19 protein-coding genes are annotated in these 22140 nt (G+C 65.1%); 10 read left to right on the top strand and 9 right to left on the bottom strand.

What is annotated here, in order from left to right:
- Positions 1–640: 640 nt before the first annotated feature.
- The gene (locus DDF70_RS02005; RefSeq protein WP_162820184.1) at positions 641–1486 is read right to left on the bottom strand and encodes a MurR/RpiR family transcriptional regulator; all 846 of its coding nucleotides are present in this window, start codon (positions 1484–1486) and stop codon (positions 641–643) included.
- A gap of 269 nt (positions 1487–1755) precedes the next feature.
- Here DDF70_RS02005 and DDF70_RS02000 point away from each other — a divergent pair, with 269 nt between their 5' ends.
- The 5 genes from DDF70_RS02000 to DDF70_RS01980 all read left to right on the top strand — a co-directional run bounded on the left by DDF70_RS02000 (position 1756) and on the right by DDF70_RS01980 (position 6449).
- Entirely contained in the window at positions 1756–2697 is a 942-nt protein-coding gene (locus DDF70_RS02000) for a sugar ABC transporter substrate-binding protein (protein WP_114943169.1), read from the top strand.
- Between the two features lie 72 nt (positions 2698–2769).
- Positions 2770–3912 carry an ABC transporter permease gene (locus DDF70_RS01995; protein WP_245435325.1) on the top strand — a complete coding sequence of 381 codons (1143 nt, stop codon included), beginning with the start codon at positions 2770–2772 and terminating at the stop codon, positions 3910–3912.
- On the top strand, positions 3912–4697 hold the full coding sequence (locus tag DDF70_RS01990) for an ATP-binding cassette domain-containing protein (protein ID WP_114943168.1): 786 nt from the start codon (positions 3912–3914) through the stop codon (positions 4695–4697). Before DDF70_RS01995 ends, DDF70_RS01990 begins: the two co-directional genes overlap by 1 nt.
- A gap of 159 nt (positions 4698–4856) precedes the next feature.
- The gene (locus DDF70_RS01985) at positions 4857–5996 is read left to right on the top strand and encodes a Gfo/Idh/MocA family protein (RefSeq protein ID WP_114943167.1); all 1140 of its coding nucleotides are present in this window, start codon (positions 4857–4859) and stop codon (positions 5994–5996) included.
- Between the two features lie 12 nt (positions 5997–6008).
- Positions 6009–6449 (top strand): SRPBCC family protein, encoded by a 441-nt coding sequence (locus DDF70_RS01980; protein ID WP_114943166.1) that lies wholly within the window; start codon positions 6009–6011, stop codon positions 6447–6449.
- 187 nt (positions 6450–6636) lie between these two features.
- Here the strand turns inward: DDF70_RS01980 and recQ are convergent, their stop codons facing one another.
- Positions 6637–8439 carry a DNA helicase RecQ gene (recQ, locus tag DDF70_RS01975; protein WP_114943165.1) on the bottom strand — a complete coding sequence of 601 codons (1803 nt, stop codon included), beginning with the start codon at positions 8437–8439 and terminating at the stop codon, positions 6637–6639.
- On the bottom strand, positions 8436–9707 hold the full coding sequence (locus tag DDF70_RS01970; protein WP_114943164.1) for a BaiN/RdsA family NAD(P)/FAD-dependent oxidoreductase: 1272 nt from the start codon (positions 9705–9707) through the stop codon (positions 8436–8438). Before DDF70_RS01970 ends, recQ begins: the two co-directional genes overlap by 4 nt.
- A 152-nt stretch (positions 9708–9859) precedes the next feature.
- On the opposite strand from DDF70_RS01970, the gene DDF70_RS01965 reads away from it, so the two are divergent.
- Positions 9860–10327 (top strand): CAP domain-containing protein, encoded by a 468-nt coding sequence (locus DDF70_RS01965; RefSeq protein WP_114943295.1) that lies wholly within the window; start codon positions 9860–9862, stop codon positions 10325–10327.
- Positions 10328–10469: 142 nt separating this feature from the next.
- Positions 10470–12248: an SLC13 family permease gene (locus tag DDF70_RS01960; protein ID WP_114943163.1), complete on the top strand. Its 1779-nt coding sequence runs from the start codon at positions 10470–10472 to the stop codon at positions 12246–12248.
- 6 nt (positions 12249–12254) lie between these two features.
- On the opposite strand, the gene DDF70_RS01955 is transcribed toward DDF70_RS01960, so the two are convergent.
- Positions 12255–12506 carry a hypothetical protein gene (locus DDF70_RS01955; RefSeq protein WP_114943162.1) on the bottom strand — a complete coding sequence of 84 codons (252 nt, stop codon included), beginning with the start codon at positions 12504–12506 and terminating at the stop codon, positions 12255–12257.
- Between the two features lie 399 nt (positions 12507–12905).
- Here DDF70_RS01955 and DDF70_RS01950 point away from each other — a divergent pair, with 399 nt between their 5' ends.
- Positions 12906–13865, top strand: a complete 960-nt coding sequence (locus DDF70_RS01950) for a DMT family transporter (protein ID WP_114943294.1) — start codon at positions 12906–12908, stop codon at positions 13863–13865.
- Here DDF70_RS01950 and DDF70_RS01945 read toward each other — a convergent pair.
- Positions 13828–14790: a hypothetical protein gene (locus DDF70_RS01945; protein ID WP_114943161.1), complete on the bottom strand. Its 963-nt coding sequence runs from the start codon at positions 14788–14790 to the stop codon at positions 13828–13830. The genes DDF70_RS01950 and DDF70_RS01945 overlap by 38 nt on opposite strands.
- A gap of 253 nt (positions 14791–15043) precedes the next feature.
- On the opposite strand from DDF70_RS01945, the gene ribA reads away from it, so the two are divergent.
- Both ribA and DDF70_RS01935 read left to right on the top strand, forming a co-directional pair.
- The gene (ribA, locus tag DDF70_RS01940; protein ID WP_114943160.1) at positions 15044–16156 is read left to right on the top strand and encodes a GTP cyclohydrolase II RibA; all 1113 of its coding nucleotides are present in this window, start codon (positions 15044–15046) and stop codon (positions 16154–16156) included.
- 146 nt (positions 16157–16302) lie between these two features.
- Entirely contained in the window at positions 16303–17985 is a 1683-nt protein-coding gene (locus DDF70_RS01935) for an L-lactate permease (protein ID WP_114943159.1), read from the top strand.
- A 117-nt stretch (positions 17986–18102) separates the two neighbouring features.
- Here the strand turns inward: DDF70_RS01935 and DDF70_RS01930 are convergent, their stop codons facing one another.
- From DDF70_RS01930 to DDF70_RS01915, 4 genes are all read right to left on the bottom strand, one after another.
- Positions 18103–19272, bottom strand: coding sequence for a M20 aminoacylase family protein (locus tag DDF70_RS01930; protein ID WP_114943158.1), 1170 nt, complete (start codon positions 19270–19272; stop codon positions 18103–18105).
- A gap of 92 nt (positions 19273–19364) precedes the next feature.
- The gene (locus DDF70_RS01925) at positions 19365–20576 is read right to left on the bottom strand and encodes a peptide ABC transporter permease (RefSeq protein WP_114943157.1); all 1212 of its coding nucleotides are present in this window, start codon (positions 20574–20576) and stop codon (positions 19365–19367) included.
- 163 nt (positions 20577–20739) lie between these two features.
- Complete coding sequence (mmsB, locus tag DDF70_RS01920) at positions 20740–21630, bottom strand: 3-hydroxyisobutyrate dehydrogenase (protein ID WP_114943156.1); 891 nt, start codon at positions 21628–21630, stop codon at positions 20740–20742.
- A 46-nt stretch (positions 21631–21676) separates the two neighbouring features.
- On the bottom strand, positions 21677–22054 hold the full coding sequence (locus tag DDF70_RS01915; protein ID WP_114943155.1) for a DUF5367 family protein: 378 nt from the start codon (positions 22052–22054) through the stop codon (positions 21677–21679).
- Positions 22055–22140: the final 86 nt, after the last annotated feature.

Raw genomic sequence — 22140 nt, 5'->3', positions numbered from 1 at the left:
TTCTGCCGCGACCGTGGTTCTGGGTCCCGGATCTGCGCTGACGCTTCGTCCGGGATGACGGGGGATATGTCTCTGTCAAAGAGCCAGCACCTTGGGGCCCGCAGCGTGAGCTGCGAGCCTGAAGGTGAGATCGAGGGTGGCGCGTCGGGCAGCCCGGCTCGCTGTCTAGTGATGAATGTGAGAGCCGAACTGCTCGTCACGCACGGTTCTTTTAGGCGTTGAGACTTGGACCAGCGCAAGGCTGCCAAGGGCCTCCTGCCGCCGGCTGCGTGACCGGCGGGCAGGACCGTGCCCGTTCCCACAACTTGCGACGCCTCGCGAGCGCGCCCCTCGTCGGATCAGGCTGTGCAATGATATAGCCAAGGTTGCAGCGCCTGTCAAGAACAAAGTGAGAACATAACGTTGCCCTCACCACACCCGCAGCGTCATCACCTCCCCGGACTTGATCCGGGGACCTGTGCCGGTGATCCCGACCCGAAGAGCGCCGCGCGTCAAACAATCGGGATGGCCGGGTCAAGCCCGGCCATGACGCGAGAGGACGGCCATGACGTGGGAGAGGTTGTGGGTGTGATTGCCCTCTCCCGAGCGGGCGAGAGGAGACGGGGCGTTCTTCCGGGCCGCCAGCCGGTGAGTGTCCCGGCTAACCCTCGGCCCGCTTCTCCGCCGTGCCAACCGCCAGCGCCATCGCCAGCGCAAACGAAGCGGAGAGCGACCGGAAGGCGCCGAAATCCGCCTCCGCGACTTCGAGCCAGACATCGGCATTCGTCACGAGCGGGCTGAAGGCCGAATCCGTGATGGCCACCACCGGCACGTCGCGCTGTGCGGCTGCCGCGGCGAGATCGGCTGTGACGGGCGCATAGGGCGTGAAGCTGATCGCGAGCACCGCGTCGCGCTCGGACGCAATGGCGAGCTGTTCGGGACCGAGCTGGCCGACATGGTCGATCAGAATGGCCCTGATGCCAAGCTTTCCGAAGGCATAGGCGCAATAGGCGATGACCGGGAACACTCGCCGGGCGCCGAGGAGATAGACGGTGTCGGCCTTGGCCAGGGTCTCGATGGCGCGTGACAGTTCCTCCGGGCGCACCGAAGCCTGCATCCGCTCCAGGGAAATGGTCGCCGCATTGGTGAAGCCTTCGAGCAGGGACGCTGCGTGAACGTGATGCCCCTCGGCATCGCGCAGGCCGCGCAGGCGCTCGCGGTAATCCGGGAAACGCTCCCGCAGGCGATCACGAAAAATCTGCTGCAGATGGGAGAAGCCGTCATAGCCGAGGCTCTTGGCGAATCGCACCAGGGTGGACGGCTGCACCCCGGCATGCTCGGCGATCCCGGCCACCGTACCAAAAGCCATGTCCTCGGGACGCTCGAGCGCGAAGGCGGCGATCTGCTTCAGTCGCTTCGGCATCGCCTCGCGGCGGCTGAGCAGGAGCATGCGGAGGCCGTCGAAATCCTCGGGAATGTCCGTCACGACCGCTTCCGCGCTGCCCATGCTGTCCTCTGTCTCCACCGCAGGCCTCAGACATCAGATCGGCCTTGACCCGATCCTACAAAAATGGAATAAAAATTCCAATATAGAAACAAAAAAGGTTCTGACGTTCCGTTTAGTCAGGCGGACGATCGGATCGGCAGAGGGAACGCTGTACGGGCGTTGATTCGCCCTTCGGCTCATTTGTTTTCTCTCTGCCCTTTGAGGCAAGCGGCAAGGCCGCAGCGCACGGGCGCTGCGACGCTTGAGTGAGAATCAATGGGAGGAAGAGCATGAAAGCGTTTGTTACCGGTCTGGCCGCAGCAGCGGCCCTGACCCTCGCCACCGCCGCCCCGGTCGCGGCGCAGCAGAATTCCCGCATCATCGTCGTCAGCCACGGGCAGGCCAACGATCCGTTCTGGTCGGTGGTCAAGAACGGCGTGGCGGCCGGCGGCCAGGACATGAAGGTCCAGGTCGATTACCGGGCGCCCGAGACCTTCGACATGGTCGCCATGAGCCAGCTCATCGACGCGGCCGTGAACCAGAAGCCGGCCGGCCTGATCGTCTCGATCCCCGACGCCTCGGCGCTCGGTCCGTCGATTCAAAAGGCGGTGGCCGCCGGCATTCCGGTGATCTCCATGAACTCCGGCTCCGACGTGTCCAAGAAGCTCGGCGCGCTGCTCCATGTGGGCCAGGACGAGGTCGAGGCCGGGCGCATCGCCGGCGCCAAGCTCAAGGAGATGGGCGGCAAGGTCGGCCTGTGCGTGAACCAGGAGGTCGGCAACGTGTCGCTCGACCTGCGCTGCAAGGGCTTCACGGAAGGTTTCGGCGGCAAGGTGACGGTGCTGCCGGTCACGAACGATCCGGCGGATGTCCGCGCCAAGGTGAAGGCGGCGGTTTCAGCGGATAGCTCCATCGACACGATCCTGGCCCTCGGCGCCGGGACGGCAGGCGAGCCTTCGGTTGCCGCCGTGAAGGAAGCCGGCAAGACGGGTGCCATCCGTGTCGCCACGTTCGACATGTCGGCCGGCTTCCTCAAGTCGGTGGCGAACGGCGAGGCGGTCTTCGCCATCGATCAGCAGCAATACCTGCAGGGTTATCTGCCGGTGGTGTTCCTGGCCAACTACGCCAAGTACGGCCTGATGCCCGGCGGCGACGTGGCCTCTGGCCCGAACCTGATCACCAAGGAAAAGGCCAACCAGGTGATCGATCTGTCCGCCAAGGGCATTCGCTAAGATCATCATCGAAGCCCGCGATCATGCCGGTCGCGGGCTTCATGTTCGATGCATTCATTCGGGGAGGCTCCCATGGTGAACACCACCCAGCCGACCGCAGACCTGTCTCCGGCTCCCGTCGTCGAAAAGATCCAGGACGAGCGCCTGCGGGAGGTCTCCCTCCTCACGAAGATCATGCGGCGGCCCGAACTCGGGGCTCTCGCGGGCCTCGTCCTCGTGACGATCTTTTTTCTCTCCACCGCCGATGCGTCCATGTTCACGCTGGCGGGCATCATGAACATCCTTTCGCCCGCGGCCCAGCTCGGGATTCTCGCCATCGCGGCGGCCCTGCTGATGATCGGCGGCGAGTTCGATCTCTCCATCGGCTCCATGGTGGCCTTCACGGGCCTCGTCTTCGGTGCCTTCATCACGCTCAGCGGCTGGCCGCTGCTGCTTGCCATCGCGGCGACCTTCGTCGTGGCGGCCGTGCTCGGCGGCCTGAACGGCCAGATGGTGATCCGCACGAGGCTTCCCTCCTTCATCGTCACGCTCGCCTTCCTGTTCATCCTGCGCGGTCTCTCGCTCGTCGGGCTGAAATGGGCCACGGGAGGCTCGACCCAGATGCGCGGCATCGGCGATCAGGCGGGCGAAGGCATCATCCGCGAGCTCTTTTCGGGCGTTGCCTTCGAGGGCGTGTTCTCGTGGCTCGCGGCACACGACATCATCGCCAAGTTCCCGAATGGCACGCCCACCGTGACCGGCGTGCCGATCTCCATCGTCTGGTTCATTCTTTTCGCCCTGCTGGCCACTTGGCTTCTTCTGCGCACGCGCGCCGGCAACTGGATCTTCGCGGCGGGCGGCGACGCCAATGCGGCCCGCAATTCCGGCGTGCCGGTAGACCGGGTGAAGACAGCGCTCTTCATGCTGACAGCCTGCGCGGCGGCGCTTGTCGCCATCCTGACCGTGCTCGATGCGGGTTCGACCGATGCGCGGCGCGGCTTCCAGAAGGAGTTCGAGGCCATCATCGCGGCGGTGATCGGCGGCTGCCTGCTCACCGGCGGCTACGGCTCGGCCATCGGGGCGTTCTTTGGCGCCATCATCTTCGGCATGGTGTCCATCGGCCTCACCTATACGCGGTTCGATTCCGACTGGTTCCAGGTCTTCCTCGGCGCCATGCTGCTCCTCGCGGTGCTGTTCAACAACTTCATCCGGCGCAAAGTGACGGGAGAACGCTGATGGACACCGAAACGCCCCTCATCGATATCCGCAATCTCGTCAAGCATTTTGGCTCTGTGATCGCGCTTTCGGGCGTGTCGCTCACCGTCCATCGCGGCGAGGTCATGTGCCTGCTCGGTGACAACGGTGCGGGCAAGTCGACGCTGATCAAGACGCTGGCCGGCGTGCACAGGCCGACCTCCGGCGAGTTCTTCGTCGAAGGCCAGCCGGTGGCTTTCACCAGTCCCCGCGATGCACTCGATGCAGGCATCGCGACGGTCTACCAGGATCTCGCGATGATCCCGCTCATGTCGGTCACGCGCAACTTCTTCATGGGGCGCGAACCGGTGAAGGGCATCTGGCCGTTCCGGAACGTGGATTTCGACCATTGCGACGAGGTCACCCGCGAGGAGATGCACAAGATCGGCATCGACGTACGCGATCCGCATCAGGCCGTCGGCACGCTCTCCGGCGGCGAACGGCAATGCGTGGCGATCGCCCGCGCGGTCTATTTCGGCGCCAAGGTGCTGATCCTCGACGAGCCGACATCGGCCCTCGGCGTGGCGCAGACCTCCATGGTGCTGAAATACATCCATCAGGTCCGCCAGAAGGGCCTCGGCGTGATCTTCATCACGCACAATGTGCGCCATGCCTATGCGGTAGGCGACCGCTTCACGATTCTCAATCGTGGCAAGACGCTGGGCACCTACAGGAAATCCGAGATCCAGATCGACGAGCTGCAGAACCTCATGGCCGGCGGCAAGGAACTGCAGGCGGTGTCGGAAGAGCTTGGTGGGATGGTGTGAGAGATTTCGAATGACACTGTCCTCATCCTGAGGAGGTCACGCCAGTGACCGTCTCGAAGGATCCCTCCAGTACACTCTGAATCCTCCTTCGAGACGCAGCCTCGCGGCTGCTCCTCAGGATGAGGGCGGAGGGTGCTCATTGGTTCAGGAGCATTATTGATGATCTCACTCGGCATCGGCCTCATCGGCACCGGCTACATGGGCAAGTGTCACGCGCTGGCCTGGAATGCCGTTGCCGCCGTCTTCGGCGACATTCCTCGTCCGCGCCTGGCCGTTCTCGCCGAAGCGTCCCAGGAACTCGCGGAACGAAAAGCGCAGGAACTCGGCTTTGCGCGCGCCACCGGCGACTGGCGCTCCCTCGTCGCGGATCCTGACGTCGATGTGGTGTCGATTACCACGCCCAATGCATTCCATCCCGAGATGGCGATTGCGGCGCTGGAGGCGGGCAAGCATGTCTGGTGCGAGAAGCCGATGGCGACGCGCCTGCCCGATGCGGAGCGCATGCTCGCCGCCGCTCGCGCCTCGGGCAAGGTCGCGGCGCTGGGCTACAACTACATCCAGAACCCCATCGTCCGCCTGATCCGCCGCCTGATCGACGAAGACCGCATCGGCACGGTCAACCATGTGCGCATCGAGATGGACGAAGACTTCATGGCGGACCCGGACGCGTTCTTCTATTGGAAGAGCGAGGCGAGTTCCGGCCATGGGGCGCTCGACGATTTCGGCGTCCATGCCTTGAGCCTGATCTGGACCCTCTTCGGCGGCGTGCGCCGCATCTGCGGGCATATGGCCAAGCCTTACGCGGATCGTCCGGTGAAGGATGGCGGCCGCAGGGCCGTCGAGACCTATGACATCGCCACCACGCTCATCGAGCTCGACAACGGCGCCTCCGGCGTGATCGCGCTCAATCGCTCGGCGTGGGGCCGCAAGGGGCGCATCTTCGTTCAGCTCTTCGGTTCGAAGGGCACGATCGTTTACGACCAGGAGCGTATGAACGAGGTGCAGCTCTACACGGCCGACGGAGCGGGAGACACGCAAGGATTTCGCACCATTCTTACCTCCCCGCAGCACCCGCCTTATGATAAATTCATCCCCGCGCCGGGCCATGGGCTCGGGTTCAATGACCTGAAGATCGTCGAGTGTCGCGAGCTGATCCGCCGCATCAATGGTGAAGCCGCGCATCTGATAGAGTTCGAGGACGGCATCCGCATCGAGCGGACGGTCGATGCGATTGCCAGAAGTGCGCATTCCGGTGCGTGGATGGACGTTGCAGCAGATGAGGGCAGGCAGACCGCTTAAGGAGGTTCGACCATGAAAGTCGGGACAACAGCGGATCGGATCATCATCGAGTACGATATCAGGCAAGCGCCGCAGCGGATATGGGCCGCGTTGACCGCGCCGGACGCGATCACCGCCTGGTGGGGCGGACACGTCAGCCTGGATGCGAAGGCCGGAGGCTCCTTCCGCGAAGAATGGACCGACGAGATGGGACGGCGGGTGGTCACCACCGGAACCGTGAGTCGGTGCGAGCCGCCGGAATTTCTCGAACTGTCCTGGGCCGACGAGGATTGGCCTCAATCCACTCAGGTGTCCATGGTTCTCGACCCCGTTGCCGAGACGAAAACGCTCCTTCGCCTGGAGCATCGCGGCTGGTCGGTATTGCCTGCGGATAGGCGGCAGCGGCTGATCGAGCAGCATGCGGCGGGCTGGCACCATCACCTGCGGGATCTCGAGGCTTATCTGGGACGGTAGAAAGGTCAGCAATCAACGCTGTCATCCCCGGCGCACGAAGTGCGGGAAGGGGATCCATGGCGTTGCGCTTGATCGTGGTTTCCCTTCCCCTCCGCTGACGCTCCGGCCGGGAATGACACGGTTGCATTACTTAGATCGAGATCACCGGCGCAAGGCCGGTGATGACAGAGGTTTGAGACCTCGCGGATCAGGCCGCATGCGCCTTCAGCACCTCGAGAAAGGCATCCGCGTAGCGGTCCAGCTTGGCCTGCCCCACGCCATGGACTTCGCCGAAGGCGCGCACGGTGGTCGGGCGCTTGGACGCCATGTCGATGAGGCTGCGGTCGGAGAAGATCACGTAGGCCGGCACGCCCTCTTCCTTGGCGAGGCGCGTGCGCAGTCCTTTCAGAGCGAGGAGCAGCGGATCGTCGGATGGGACCACTGATTCCGCTTCCATGCGGCTGCGCCTGCGGCGGCGCTCAGAGGGCTTCATGAGAACGTCGGAGCGCAGCTCGATGCGCTCCTGGCCCTTGAGAACGGCGACGCCTTTGTCGGTGAGCGTCCAGCGGCCGTATTCCGCCAGCTCCAGGCCGACGAGGCCGGCCGCATAGATCTGCCGCAGGAGTGAGCGCCATTCGGGTTTCGAGCGGTCGCCGCCGACTCCGAAGGTCTTCAGCTTGTCGTGGCCGAAGCGGCGGATGGAATCCGTCTCCTCGCCCACGAGGATGCTGATGAGATGCTCCGTGCCGAAGCGTTCGCCGGTGCGCACGATGGCGGAGAGGATCTTCTGCGCCTCGATGGTGCCGTCGAAGGACATGACGCCGTCGATGCACAGGTCGCAGTTCCCGCACGGTTCTGTGCTCTCGCCGAAATAGGCGAGCAGGGTCTGGCGACGGCAGCGCGGCGCTTCGCACAGGGCGACGAGCGCATTGAGCCGCTGGCGCTCCACACGCTTCTGCTCGTCCGCCGCGTCGCTCTCCTCGATCTGCAGGCGGCGCAGGCGCATGTCGTCGAGGCCGTAGAGCGTGAGCGTGTCGGCGGGCGCGCCGTCGCGGCCGGCGCGGCCGATCTCCTGGTAATAGGCCTCGATGGATTTCGGCAGGGCCGCATGGGCGACGAAGCGCACGTCAGGTTTGTCGATGCCCATGCCGAAGGCCACGGTCGCGACCATCACCACTCCGTCCTCCTGCAGGAAGATGTCCTGGTTCTTGGCGCGGTCTCCTTGAGGCATGCCCGCGTGATAGGGCAGGGCGCGATAGCCGGCCTGGCTCAGGGAATCGGCAAGCCTCTCGGTGGCATCGCGGGACGAGCAATAGACGATGCCGCTCTCATGCCGGTGCTTGTCGAGGAAGGAGAAGAGCTGGCGCTTCGAATGCTCCTTGGCCTGCATGGCCAGGCGCAGGTTCGGCCGGTCGAAGCCGTGGATGAAGAGGCGTGGCTCTTCCTCGAAGAGGCGATGCATGATGTCGCCGCGCGTCGCCACGTCGGCGGTCGCGGTGAGCGCGATGGTCTGCACGTTGCCCAGCCGCTGGCGCACCTCGCCGAGCATGGCGTATTCGGGCCGGAAATCGTGGCCCCATTGCGAGACGCAATGGGCCTCGTCGATGGCGAGCATGTTCACGCCGGCTCGCCCCAGCCACTCGGTCGTGCCGGTATTCGCCAGCCGCTCCGGCGAGGCATAGAGGAGGCGCATGCGCCCGTCCCGCACGGCGTCCACCACGCGGCGGTTCTCGTCCGGGTCGTTGGCGGAGTTGAGGCTGCCCGCTTCGACCCCGAAATGGCGCAGGGCCGCCACCTGATCGCGCATGAGGGCGATGAGCGGCGAGACCACGAGGGTCAGGCCCTCGCGGGCTAGCGTCGGCAGCTGGTAGCAGAGGGACTTGCCGGCGCCGGTCGGCATGACGGCCAGAACGTTCTCGCCGGCCAGCACCGCGCGCACGATCTCCTCCTGTCCTTCGCGGAAGGAGGGGAAGCCGAAAACGTCGTGGAGAATCTTAGCGGGGTCGATCACGAATGCCGTGTGGCCGATGACGGATTCAAGGTCAATGCGTCATCGGGAATCTGCCAGCGAGCCAGCACCCCTCTTGCGGCGGCGATCCCGGTGGCGAAGGCCGCCTGGAGAAGATAGCCTCCGGTGGGCGCTTCCCAGTCCAGCATCTCGCCGGCCAGGAAGACGCCCGGCATCCGTTTGAGCATCAGGTGGTCGTCCAGCTCGGTGAAAGGCACACCACCGGCGCTGGAGATGGCCCGGTCCAGGGATTTCGTGCCCGTCAGCGTCAAGGGGACGGCCTTGATCAGGCGGGCGAGGGCAGTGGGTTCGGAGGGAAGGGACGGCGAGGCCTCCCGCATCAGGGCGATCCCGACGGGACCGAGACCAGCATTCTTGCGCAGGAACGTGGAGGCTGACTGGCCCTTTCGCGGTGCGCTCAAGCGCTTGGCCAAGGCCTCCTCGGACAGGTCGGGCCGCAGGTCCAGGTGCAGCGTGGCGCCGCCCGCCCGCTCGATGGCGTCGCGAAGAGTGGCCGAGAGGGCATAGATTGCCCCGCCCTCGATCCCGTCCGCCGTCACGATGGCCTCACCCTTCACGGTTCGGCCCGCGAAGGTCAGGGCGATTCGCTTCAGGGGTTCGCCCTCGAAGCGGCTGCGCATGATCTCCGACCAGGCAAGGGTGAAGCCCATATTGGCGGGACGCAGGGGCGAGACCGCGATGCCGCGTTGAGTGAGATGCTCCACCCAGGTTCCGTCGGAGCCGAGCCGCGGCCAGCTCGCACCGCCGAGCGCCAGGATGGTGGCAGCAGGCTTGGTCCGAACCGTCTGGCCGGCCGGGCCGGTGAAGATCAGATGGCCGTCCTCGTCCCAGCCCTGCCAGCGATGACGGAGCGCAAAGCGGACGCCGAGACTTTCGAGCCGGGCCAGCCAGGCCCGGAGGAGGGGAGAGGCCTTGAAGGCCTTGGGGAAGACGCGTCCGCTGGAGCCCACGAAGGTCTCCTGCCCAAGACCCTCGCACCAGGCGCGCAGATCCTCGGGGCGGAAGGCCTCGATGAGAGGGCGCAAGCGGGGCTGGGCCTCGGCGTAACGGGCAACGAAGCGCTCGAACTCTTCCGAGTGGGTCAGGTTCAGGCCGCCCCGGCCAGCCATGAGGAGCTTTCGCCCGACCGACGGCATCCGGTCGTAGACGGTGACCGTGAGGCCCGCCTGCGCCAGCGCCTCCGCGGCGATCAGGCCGGCGGGGCCGCCGCCGATAATGGCGACTTCGGGAGGGGAGGAGCTTGAGGACATGCGGTCAGCTGACGCGGGAGGGTGTGGAATCTGGACCCTCACGCTTCAACATGGCATTCAGCGTCATCGGGTTCATGGCTTCTGCACATGAACGCCACAGGCTGTTTTTGCAAGGGGAGCGGCGCCTGAACGCCGCCCGAAGGGGATTTTCGATGCGTGCTCTTTTGATCTCGGGCCTGGTCGCCGCCCTGGGGTTGGCCGGCTGCGCGGGCGATCTGGCTCTCACCCCCAAGGATACCGTCCTGGCGAGTTCCACGAGCGATGCCGCCGAGGCCGCCCGGCTGATCTCGGCCTACCGCGTGTCGAAGGGGCTGAGCCCGGTGACGGTGGACTCGACCCTGAACAAGGCCGCGGAGCATCAGGCCCGGGCTGTGGCGGCGGCAGGCCAACTCAGCCATGGCAGCTTCGCCAGCCGCATGAATGAATACGGCATCATCGGATATTCCGCAGAGAACCTCTCGGCCGGTTCGGATTCGGTCGATGGCGCCATCGGCCGCTGGAAGGCCTCGCCCGGCCACAACAGCAACCTCCTGATGCCCCAGGCCCGCAAGATCGGACTGGCCCGCGCCGATGCGAACAACCGCTATGGCCGCTACTGGGCACTCGTTCTCGGGCAGTAAGCCAGAGCATTTTCCCTGAAAAGTGAGCGCCGGGTTCAGGGGAGAAAATGCGGCTTCTTGTTTTCCCGAGAGCGGGTTCGCCGTCGGGCACCAACGGAGGCGTGACGCGTTAGGATAGACATTCCTCTCCTTCGCGTTGCGCATGACCCACCAACAGATGCTCTCCTTCGCCATCGTCGCCGGGATGATGGCGCTCTTCGTTTGGGGCCGTTTCCGCTACGATCTCGTCGCCGTTCTGTCGCTGCTGGTGGCCGTGCTCGTCGGCATCGTTCCGCCCGATAAAGCGTTCGAAGGCTTCAGCGACGATATCGTCGTCATCGTGGCAAGCGCACTTCTGGTGAGCGCTGCGGTTGCGAAGTCCGGCATCCTCGAGGCCGGGCTCAACCGGGTCGGGCCGTATCTGCGCACCACGCAGATCCAGGTGATCGTTCTGGTGAGCGTGGTGACGGTCCTCTCGGCCTTCGTGAAGAATATCGGCGCTCTGGCGATGATGATTCCCGTCGCGTTCCAGATCGCCCGGCGCACGAATACGCCGCCTTCGAGCTTTCTCATGCCGATGGCCTTCGGGTCGCTTCTCGGCGGCATCGTTACCCTGATCGGCACTTCGCCCAACATCATCGTCTCGCGCATGCGACAGGAGCTTCTGGGCCAGCCCTTCGGCATGTTCGACTTCACGCCCGTCGGGATCGGCATTGCGCTGGCCGGCATCGTGTTCCTGGCCTTCGGCTACCGCCTGCTGCCGCAGGGCCGCAAGGGAGCCGCATCCCTCGATGCGGCGCTCGATATCAAGGATTACGTGACCGAGGCACGCGTCATCCCCGAGTCCGAAGTGGCCGGGCAGACGGTGGCGGATCTTCGCAAGCTTGCCAATGGAGAGGTGAAGGTCGCGGCCATCATCCGCCATGAGACCCGCAGTTCCTCGCCTCTCCCAGACGCCCTGATCCAGGCAAACGATGTGCTGATGCTCGAGGGAGAGCCGGACGCGCTCGAGAGCACCGTCGCGCGGGCCGGCTTGAGGCTCAGCCGCGAACACCGGCTGCCGCAGATCGAAGAAGCCACGGACGAGATCGGCGTCATCGAGGCTATCGTCGGTCCGAGTTCCGCTCTGAGTGGCCTTTCAGCCGAACGGATCGGCCTCTACGAACGCTTCGGTGTCAATTTGATCGCGGTCAGCCGCAGTGGCGAACGGTTCAAGGAGCGGCTGCGCACCATCACGCTGCGCTCCGGCGACGTCATCGTGCTGCAGGGCAACCTCAAGCGGCTCCCCGACACCCTGCGCGATCTCGGCTGCCTGCCGCTGGCGGAACGGGAGATCCGTCTGGGAAGCGCTCGTAGAAGTCTCCTGCCGGCGGCGATTCTCGCCGGCGCCATGCTCCTGGTCGCGTTCAACATCCTGCCGGTCGCCATCGCGTTCTTCGGCGCGGGCGTGCTGCTCATGCTGTTTGGATCATTGACCCTGCGTGAGGCCTACGAGACCGTCGAATGGCCCATCATCGTCATGCTCGGGGCGCTGATCCCGGTCAGCGAATCGATCCGCACGACAGGCGGGACGGACCTGATCGCCGGCTGGCTCTCCTCGACCGCAAGCATGCTGCCTCCGACCGGAGCGCTCGTGCTCATCATGGTGGCCGCCATGGCCGTGACGCCGTTCCTCAACAATGCCGCGACCGTGCTGGTGATGGCGCCCATCGCGGCGAGCTTCGCCACCCAGCTCGGCTACAGGCCCGATGCCTTCCTCATGGCGGTGGCCATCGGGGCGGCGTGCGATTTCCTCACGCCCATCGGGCACCAGTGCAATACGCTGGTGATGGGGCCGGGCGGCTATCGATTCGGCGATTACTGGCGGCTGGGTCTGCCGCTGTCGATCCTGGTGGTGGTGGTCGGCGTGCCGCTCATCATGCTGGTCTGGCCGTTGCGGTGAAAGCGATCAGCGCAGGATGGCGGTCAGCAGCAGGGTCGTGCCCGCCACCGACGACGACAGGGCGACGATCATGGCCCAGAGATGCAGCCGGTCCCGCTCCTCCTGGTTGAGCAGGGGGCGGTAGCGCGAATCGGAGCGGCCGAAGATGAAGCTGGCGTTCCGGGCCGGCCGGGGATCATGGGGCAGCACGCAGAAGCTCGACCGCACCGCCTGATGGCGGGCGCTGTAGGTCGGTTCGCGGGAGAGCTGCTGGGTCATGGCTTAAGCGCTACACGGGCTGGATTGCGAGCGCGAGGTTCGCTCCGAAGCCGTGAAGGAGTGGTAAAGGCGAGGAGGCACTTTCCGCCATCGTAAACCAAACCTTTCCTGTTTCGGGATTTTCGCTGTGGATTGTCGGGAGGCGGGTCGAGTTCCCGCTGCAATCCTCATGCCCTATCGTCACATTGTCACGTGCCCGCGGGGAGGTTGGATTCGTGCTTGCGAACCGGGAAAACGTTCCTGCAACACGGTTCTTTCCTGCTGACTGCCGCCGGACCGGGCGAGATGCTGGCGTGCCGAAGCAATGGGACGTGGTATGACGTCTCGCGACCACAGAAAACGGGTCGTCCGGCGATCCGCTTTGTGTCATCCCGGTGCGCGAATTCCGGAACCGACATGATGGCACAAGCATCCATTCAGAAGACCATGAATGCGTCCGATTGGGCGCTGCTGGGGATCCTCTCCGTTGTTTGGGGCGGCTCATTCCTCTTCATCGGATTAGCCGTCCGAGAGCTGCCGCCCCTGACCATTGTGGCCCTGCGGGTCGTCACGGCCGCCTCGGCGCTGCTCCTCGTTCTGAGATTCATGGGGGTGGATCTGCCGCGCGGCCGTCAGGTCTGGATCGCCTTCCTCGGCATGTCGATCCTCAACAACGTCATCCCGTTCACCCTCATCGTCTGGGGGCAGGGCCATATTTCCAGCGGCCTGGCGTCCATTCTCAATGCCACGACGCCGCTCTTCACCGTCATCGTGGCGCATTACCTCACGGACGATGAGCGCCTGACGGGCCAGCGGCTCGCAGGCGTGATCGTCGGGTTCGTCGGTGTCGCCGTGATGATCGGGGCCGCGGCCTTCGCGTCCCTGGATACGAGCATTCTCGCCCAGCTCGCGGTTCTCGGCGCGGCCCTGTCCTATGGTTTTTCCGGAGTTTTCGGGCGGCGCTTCAAAACCATGGGAATCCCGCCGCTCGCCACGGCGACCGGTCAGGTCACGGTCTCGAGTGTGCTTCTTCTGCCCGCCGCGCTGATCGTCGACCGGCCCTGGACATTGGCGATCCCGAGCACGGGGGCGATCCTGTCCCTCGTGGCTCTCGGCCTCGTCTCGACGGCCTTCGCCTACCTGATCTTCTTCCGCCTGCTCGCGCGGGCGGGCGCCACCAATGTAGGTCTCGTGACCTTCCTCATCCCGGTCAGCGCGATCCTGCTCGGCGTGCTCGTCCTCGGCGAGACCCTGGCAATCCGGCATATGGCCGGGATGGCCCTGATCGGGGCAGGGCTCATCCTGATCGACGGCCGCCTCGTCTCGGCGTTGAGCGTGTGGTTCAGCGCGAGGCGCCCGGCTCCGAGCGGAAACGGTTGAACATCATGTCGGGCGCGCTGGTATTGTGGCGGGACGGGACGAGCCGTCCCATCCACGCATCGGTCACCTTGGATCCTTGAAAGTTCATGATCGGCTCCTCGCGCCAGGAGCGTGCCTTCTCCTCGCGCACGGCGATGCGCGCCACATCGGCGTTGAACTCGGTCACGTACATGGAGCGAAGCCCTGCGAAGGGCAGGCCGGAGATGCCCTGCTCGAAAGCCACATCGAGGGTCATGCGCTCCTCGTTGAGAGCCTTCACGGCGACGCTCGCCTTGCCGCCCTTCGCCAGGGTCAGCGTGAAGGTCATGGTCTTGGGGTCGAAGGCGACGTCCTTCAGGTTCACCACGGGCCGCTGGTCGAACTCCACCGGGCCGACGAGGAAGGAGGAGCCGTAGGAGGTCCAGTCCAGATGCTCGGGCGGGAGCGGCTTGATGCGCCAGTAGCCATCGCCTGGATAGATCACGAGCACTTCCACCGCCTTGTCGCCGCGCTTCTTGAGAAGCTGCAGAAGGTGGATCTTGTGCATGACCTTGTCGCCGATGGTCACCGTGACGTCGCTCGGACGCCAGAACTCGGTGAAGGACAGGCCCATGATGCGGAGATCCGCATCCTCATAGAGGGTCGACATGGTCGGGTGCGGCTTGGCCGAGGTTTCCTCCGAGATGTCCTCGCAGGCGGTCCAGTCAGGTTCCCAGCGATCCTGGCGCAGGGAACCCAGATAGGCCGGATGCACGGCCTCGATCTGGAAATGCTTCACCTCCGGCGAGGCGAAGTTGATCGCCACATTGTCCTTCTCGGCGCAGAGCACCGGCTCGCTCGTGTTCGTGACGTCCACGGCCAGGCCATCCAGTGTGGCGGCGTTGGCCGTCGAGGCGAGGCCGAGGAATCCAAGGGCGAAAAGCCGGGACAGGAAAGAGGGCATCATCAATTGTCTTTACGGAAGCTGAAGCGCAGGGAAGGGCCAGAGATAGCGCGCTCCGATTATGCCGTCGAGCCAAGAGGCCCTTGCAGGCGAGCCTGTTGATTAGGCATGGCTGCCATCGCATGTATGGGATTAGGGATCGAGGGAGGCCTGTGATAGGGTGAAAATCGTCCTGAAGCGTGGCTTCAGGGGCTTTTCGGCCCTGATGACCCTCGTCTCCTGCCAGATTTGAGACTGATTGCCCGAGTATTCGAGAATGCGCCTGACCCTGAGTCTGTCCGACAACCCCGCCACGACCTCGGTCGAACGGGCCATCATGGAGTTTCGCAGCGCCCGGCCCGTGGTGATCGACGGGGCCGACGCAAGTGTGCTCGCCGTTGGCGTCGAGGACCTGGATGAGGCCATGGGCGCCGAGATCGAGGCCATTGCCGACGGCCGCGCCCATCTCGTCCTGCCGGCGGCAAGGCTTCGCCGCCTCGGCCTTGAGCGCGAGGTCCCCGGCCGCGTCGCCCTGCCGGTGGTGGACCGAGGCCGCGTGGAAGCCTTGGCGCTCAGGGTCGACAGCCGTATCGATGCGCCGGTCCGTCCCGCCGATGAGCTGGACGGGGAGGCCCTGGAACTGGCCCGCCTGTCCCTTGTCCTGCCCGCCGTGATCGTCGTGCCGCTGGCCAAGGGAATCGAGATCGATCCGTCCCTCGTGCGCGTGTCGGGCGAGGCCATCCGGGGCTATCGCCGGGTCCGGGCGGCCGAGCTCAAGATCGTCAGCCGGGCCCCGGTGCCGCTGGAGGGAGCGCCTGCCAGCGAATTCGTGGTGTTCCGCGGCGGCGAAGGCCTGCGCGATCAGGTGGCGATCATCGTCGGCAAGCCGGATGTCTCGAAGCCCGTGGCCGTGCGGCTGCATTCGGCCTGCCTGACGGGCGATCTCTTCGGCAGCCTCAAGTGCGATTGCGGCGACCAGCTGCGCGAGACCGTACGCTTCATGGCCTCGGGCGAGGGCGGGATCCTGCTCTATCTCGACCAGGAGGGGCGCGGTAACGGCATTGCCAACAAGATCAGGGCCTACAAGCTTCAGTCGCAAGGCTACGACACCTACGACGCCGATGAGGTTCTGGGTTTCGAGGCCGATCAGCGCCGCTTCGATTTCGCCGCCGTGATGCTCAAGGAGCTGGGCGTCGGCAAGGTCCGCCTCATGACCAACAACCCCGAGAAGATCGGGGCGCTGGCGAAGGCAGGTCTCGAAGTCATCTCCGATCACCGGGTGCTGGGTCGTCCGACGGCGGAGAACGTCAGCTATCTGGCAGCCAAGCGCGACCGGGCTGGCCATTACATCGATCTCGAGGGCATGCTCGCCTGCTCGAGCAAGGATTAGCGGTCGGAACCGCCATATACCACTCAAGTTCATATTGTCGCAGTAGGACAACGTTCTAGCTTTTCCCCGGAGGCGGAAAGACCGCTCTGGCCTGACCGCTACGCCATGCATGCCAGCTTGCGCTGGCGGGTTTAGGGGGAAAGCTCATGTGGAGCCAAGTCTATAATCCATTCGGCAATGCAACATTGTCGACCATAGCAGCGGCGATTCCCGTCGTTCTGCTTCTGGTGATGATCGCCTCGGGCAAGGTGAAGGCGCACATCGCCGCCGTCATCGCCCTTCTCGCGGCCATTGCGGTTTCGGTCTTCCTGTTCACCATGCCGGCGGGGCTTGCCACGCGCGCCGCCCTGTTCGGCGTTGCGACCGGCATGTTCCCGATCGGATGGATCATCCTGAACGTCATCTTTCTCTACCGGCTCACGGTGGAAAGGGGATGGTTCGCGACGCTTCAGCAATCCGTCGGCGACCTCACGACCGATCGCCGCCTGCAACTGCTTCTCGTCGCCTTCGCTTTCGGTGCCTTCTTCGAAGGTGCCGGCGGATTCGGCACTCCGGTCGCCGTGACGGGCGCGATCCTCATCGGGCTCGGGTTCTCCCCGCTCGCCGCATCGGGCCTTTCGCTGATCGCCAACACGGCTCCCGTGGCTTACGGTGCTCTTGGCGCGCCGATCCAAGGTCTTGCCTCCGTCACAGGTTTCGATCCTTACGTGCTCGGTGCAATGGTCGGTCGGCAGCTGCCTTTCTTCTCGCTGATCGTGCCGTTCTGGCTGATCTGGGTGTTCGCAGGCTTCCGCGGCATGATGCAGGTGTGGCCGGCGATCCTGGTCTGCGGCATATCCTTCGCGATTCCGCAATTCCTGATCTCGAACTACATCAACCCTTGGATCGTCGATATCGGCGCATCCCTGATCTCGATGGCCTGCCTCGTCGGCTTCATGCGCATCTGGCGCCCGAGAGAGATCTGGACGTCCCCGGCGCTTCGCACGCACGACGTCTCCGCAACCACCATGCCGCGTCCGGCTCCGTTGGGCGCCGGCACGGCCAACGTGGCGCCCAAGCCGAGCCGCGACGAGGTCTTCCGGGCCTGGGTGCCGTGGATCATCCTGTCGGTGATCGTCGCCATCTGGGGCACGGGCTGGTTCAAGGCGCTGGTCAACCCGATCTTCACCTGGAGCTACCCGGTTCCGGGCCTGCACAACATGGTGCAGAAGGTTGCGCCCATCGTGGCCAATCCCACGGCGGAGCCCGCCGTCTTCGCCTTCACCTACATGTCCTACACGGGCACGGGCGTGCTGATCGCCGCGATCATCGCCGGGTTCGTCATGGGCTTCTCGCCCCTGCGGCTCGTCACGGCCTGGTTCGAGACCATCTGGGTGCTGCGCTATTCGCTCATCACCATCGCGGCCATGCTGGCCATCGGCACGCTGACGCGCTTCTCTGGCGTCGACGCGACGCTCGGCCTCGCCTTTGCCGGGACCGGCATTCTCTACCCGTTCTTCGGCACGCTGCTCGGCTGGCTCGGCGTGGCGCTCACGGGGTCCGATACCGCGTCCAACGTGCTGTTCGGCGGCTTGCAGAAGATCACGTCCGAGCAGCTCGGATTGTCGCCCATCCTCATGGCGGCGGCGAACTCGTCCGGCGGCGTGATGGGCAAGATGATCGATGCGCAGTCCATCGTCGTGGCCTCCACGGCGACGAACTGGTTCGGCCATGAGGGAAGCATCCTGCGCTTCGTGTTCTGGCACTCCATCGTGCTCGCCTGCCTGGTCGGCGGACTCGTCATGCTGCAGGCTTATGTCTCGCCGTTCACGAACATGGTCCTGCACTGACGCGAGATAAAATGAAACCGCCGCCGGAGACGATCCGGCGGCGGTTTTTTGTTGAGCGGAGTTAAGCTTCTCGCATCTTTTCACGCAAAACCGGTTCCCACTTTTGCGTTCGATGCTCTATCGCGCCGGCATGCCGGTTTCGACGATCTTCGCCCAGAGCGAGACGCCGTAGGCGCTCGCCTCGTCGTTGAAGTCATAGGCCGGGTGGTGGACGCCCGCCGTGTCGCCGTTGCCGAGGAAGATGTAGGCTCCCGGGCGCTCTTCCAGCATGTAGGAGAAATCCTCCGCGCCCATGAGCGGGAGCACCGTGGTGTCGACGGCGTTCTCGCCCGCGACGGAACGCGCGACGTTCGCCATGAATTCCGTCTTGTCAGGGTCGTTCATGGTCACCGGATAGCCGCGGTCGTACTCGACCTCGGCCTTCGCGCCGAAGGCCGCGCAGACGTTCTCCACGATGGCGCGGATGCGGGTCTCGGCGAGATCGCGCACGTCCGGAGAGAGGGTGCGCACGGTGCCGAGCAGGGTCGCGGTCTGCGGGATCACGTTGAAGGCTTCGCCCGCCTTCACGGTGCAGACGGAGACCACTACCGAATCCAGCGGATCGGCGCTGCGCGATGCGATCGTCTGGAGGGCCGTGATGATGTGGGCCGAGATGACCACCGGATCGATGCAGTCGTGCGGACGCGCCGCATGGCCGCCCTTGCCCTCGATCTGAATCGTGAACCGGTCGGCCGCGGCCATCATCGCGCCCGGCCGGATGGCGAACTGGCCCACGGGAATGCCCGGCATGTTGTGCATGCCGTACACCTCATGCACGCCGAAGCGCTCCAGCAGGCCGTCCTTGAGCATTTCGTTGGCGCCGCCGCCGCCTTCCTCGGCCGGCTGGAAGATCACCACCGCCGTGCCGTCGAAGTTGCGGGTCTCGGCCAGGTACTTCGCCGCCCCGAGCAGCATCGCCGTGTGGCCGTCATGGCCGCAGGCATGCATCTTGCCCGGCACCTTGGACTTGTGGGGAACGTCCGTCGCCTCCTCGATGGGAAGCGCGTCCATGTCGGCGCGAAGGCCGATCACCTTACCGGAATTGTTCGAGCGGCCCCGGATCACGCCGACGACCCCGGTCCGCCCGAGGCCTGTCACGACTTCGTCGCAGCCGAAGCTCTTCAGCTTCTCGGCCACGATGCCGGCCGTGCGGTGCACGTCGAACAGCAGCTCCGGGTTTTCATGGAAGTCGCGGCGCCAGGCGGTGATTTCATCGGCAAGATCGGCGACGCGGTTGATGATCGGCATGTCGTTCCTCGGGGTCAAGAATCCGGAAGGCGCCAGCCAAGCAGACGCGATGCCCTTCCGTCAATCCTTCACGACGAGGAAGAACGAGGCCTTTATGGTGTGCGGCGCAGAACGGCCTTGGGGCGCTTCGTGCGGAACTGTCCTCGCTCGATGGCGACGAAGATCAGGACCAGGACCAGGAGTGCCGTGAACCACCAGACCTGGGTGGTGCCGATGCCGAGGCAGCCCAGCGCATAGGTGCAGGCGAACGCCGCCATGATGCTCGGCGCCACGGTGGCGCGATGGCTCTCTGCGCCGACCACGATCTGGTACAGCAGGACGCTGCCGGCCACGGCACCCACGAGTCCGAGTTCGAACCAGATCTCGAACAGCAGCGTCGACGGAGCACTCGGCGGCATCAACCCGAAGAAGCGTCCGCGCAGGGCCGTCTCCAGGCCGTGTCCCGTCAGGAGCCGCAGCGGATCGTCGAGAATGACGTTGCGCCAAGCCTCAAGGCCGAGCGTTGCCGGCGAACCTGCGCCAAGCAGCCCTGCCGCCACCGGCTTCAGGATGAAGGGAAGGACCGGCGCGAACAGCAGCAGGCCCGCCATGACGAACCCCGTCAGGCGAGCGCCGAGGACCGGGTTCCAGGCCGTGATGACGAAGACGATGGCGCCTGCGGCCAAGCCGTAGAGGGGCAGGCCGTCACGGGTGAGGAGGGAGCAGACGGCCACGGCAAGCGCGAGGCCGAGGGCCTCCAGATTGCGTCCCCGGGAATGCAGCCAGGCGATGGCGGGCCAGACCAGCAGGACGAGCATGAGCATGCCGCGCTCCAGGCTCGGGCCGCCCGGGTCGAAGCGGCTGCCGCCGGTGAGCGTCAGGCCGATGGCGATCACGGCCGCGAGGCCGACGCCGACGGGGAGAAGATAGAGATTGGCCGAGCGCATCCGCTCGGGAATGGCGAGATATCCGCCAAGGCCCATGAGGGCCATGCCGACGATGTTGAAAAGCCGCTCGGAAGCCTGCGGCAGGAACGGTGTCCAGACCAGGGACAGCCCGGCCCAGAGCAGCAGGACGAGCCCCGCGATGCCGCCCGGGGAGGTGGCAAGGGTAATCAGCTTGTCCCAGGCGTTTCTGGCGCTTCCCTCGAGCACCGAGGCGAGGACGAGGAGAATGACCGCCAGGGGCGCCATGACGACCAAGGCACGCCGCGTGAACAGAGCCGCCAGGGGGACGGCGAAGAACAGGAGCGCGAAGCCGAGGCGCCGCAGCATGGCGGCGGCATCGGCTGAGGGATTGGCCGCTTGGGCAACGGGGCGGATCATGCGGTCAGGCAATCGACGGTTGAGCATTCAGGAGCGGAAAGCCTAATGGACGAGAATGTGAAAAGCTGTAGGTGCGATGCAACACACGCCTTCCTTTGTCTCGCCTCCAGGAGGGGTATAGCCCTCCTTTGCCGTGACCGCCGATGCCGGATCCCCGGTTCGTTCAGCCCTTCTGCCCGCGGATGAAGTTGATGATCCCCGAGAAATCGTCGCCCTCGTGCCCGGCATTGTTGAACAGGGCATAGAGCTGCGCCGCCTCCGCGCCCAGGGGCGTCGGGGCTCCGGACGCGAGAGCGGCCTCCTGGGCCAGCTTCAGGTCCTTGAGCATCAGGGCCGCGGCGAAACCCGGCTTGTAGCCGTTGTTGGCCGGGGAAGCCGGCACCGGTCCCGGCACAGGGCAGTAGGTGGTGAGCGACCAGCACTGGCCCGAGGACGTGGAGGCGACATCGAAGAGCGCCTGATGCGAGAGACCGAGCTTTTCACCAAGCACGAAGGCTTCCGCCACGCCGATCATCGAGATCCCGAGGATCATGTTGTTGCAGATCTTCGCCGCCTGACCGGCGCCCGCCTCGCCGCAATGAACGACCTTCTTGCCCATCTTCGACAGGATCGGCTCAGCCCTGTCGAACGCCTGCCTGGCGCCGCCCGCCATGAAGGTGAGCGTCGCTCCCTTCGCGCCGCCGACACCGCCCGACACCGGCGCGTCGAGGCTCGACAGGCTGCGGTCCTGCTCGCGCGCCATCACATGCGCCTTGCGGGCACTCTCCACATCGATGGTCGAGCAATCGATCAACAGCGTGCCTTCCTTCACCGAAGGGAGGATGTCCGCCCAGACCGAGAGCACATGCTTGCCGGCCGGCAGCATGGTAACGATGATTTCGGCGTCCCGTACCGCATCGACGGTCGATGCGGCGACGCTCACACCGTCGCTCCGCGCCTGATCGCAGGAGGCAGGCGACAGGTCGAAGCCGGTGACGGAATGTCCGGCTTTGGCGAGATTGGCCGCCATGGGGCCGCCCATGTTGCCGAGGCCGATGAAGGCGATGTTGGTCATGAGACTCCTCCCGTCTTGTTTTGCGATGTTGCGATGAGGGCTGCCGTCACGCGTTGCGCGCTCTCCAGAGCGATCCCGCCAATGCGAACCCGTAGAACCACAGCATCAGCGATCCGAACACCTTGTCGAGTCCCGGATCGAGCTGCGGAAAGAACACGGCGAAATGCGACCCGACGGCCGCCATGATCAGCATGCCTGGGACAGCGGTCAAAGCCATGGCGTGGATCGCTGCTTTCGCCGGGACGCGCAGGATCGACGGGGCGGACAGGCCGAGGACCAAACCAAGCGCTCCTCCGACCGTGAAGTTGAGCTGGAACGGCCGGCGTCCTTCGAGGAAGAACCATGGGCCGGCGACATGGAACAGCGCGAAGATGACGGCAGCGAGACCGAAGCCGAGGCCAAGCGATCGAATAGCAATATTCATTTCAATCCTCATCCTGAGGAGCAGACGCAGTCTGCGTCTCGAAGGAGATTCCAGTGTGCGCTGGAAACGCCCTCGTCCTTCGAGAC

The organism is Microvirga calopogonii (assembly GCF_003347665.1).
Classification (GTDB): Bacteria; Pseudomonadota; Alphaproteobacteria; order Rhizobiales; family Beijerinckiaceae; genus Microvirga; species Microvirga calopogonii.
This window is presented reverse-complemented; position numbering and strand designations above follow the sequence as displayed.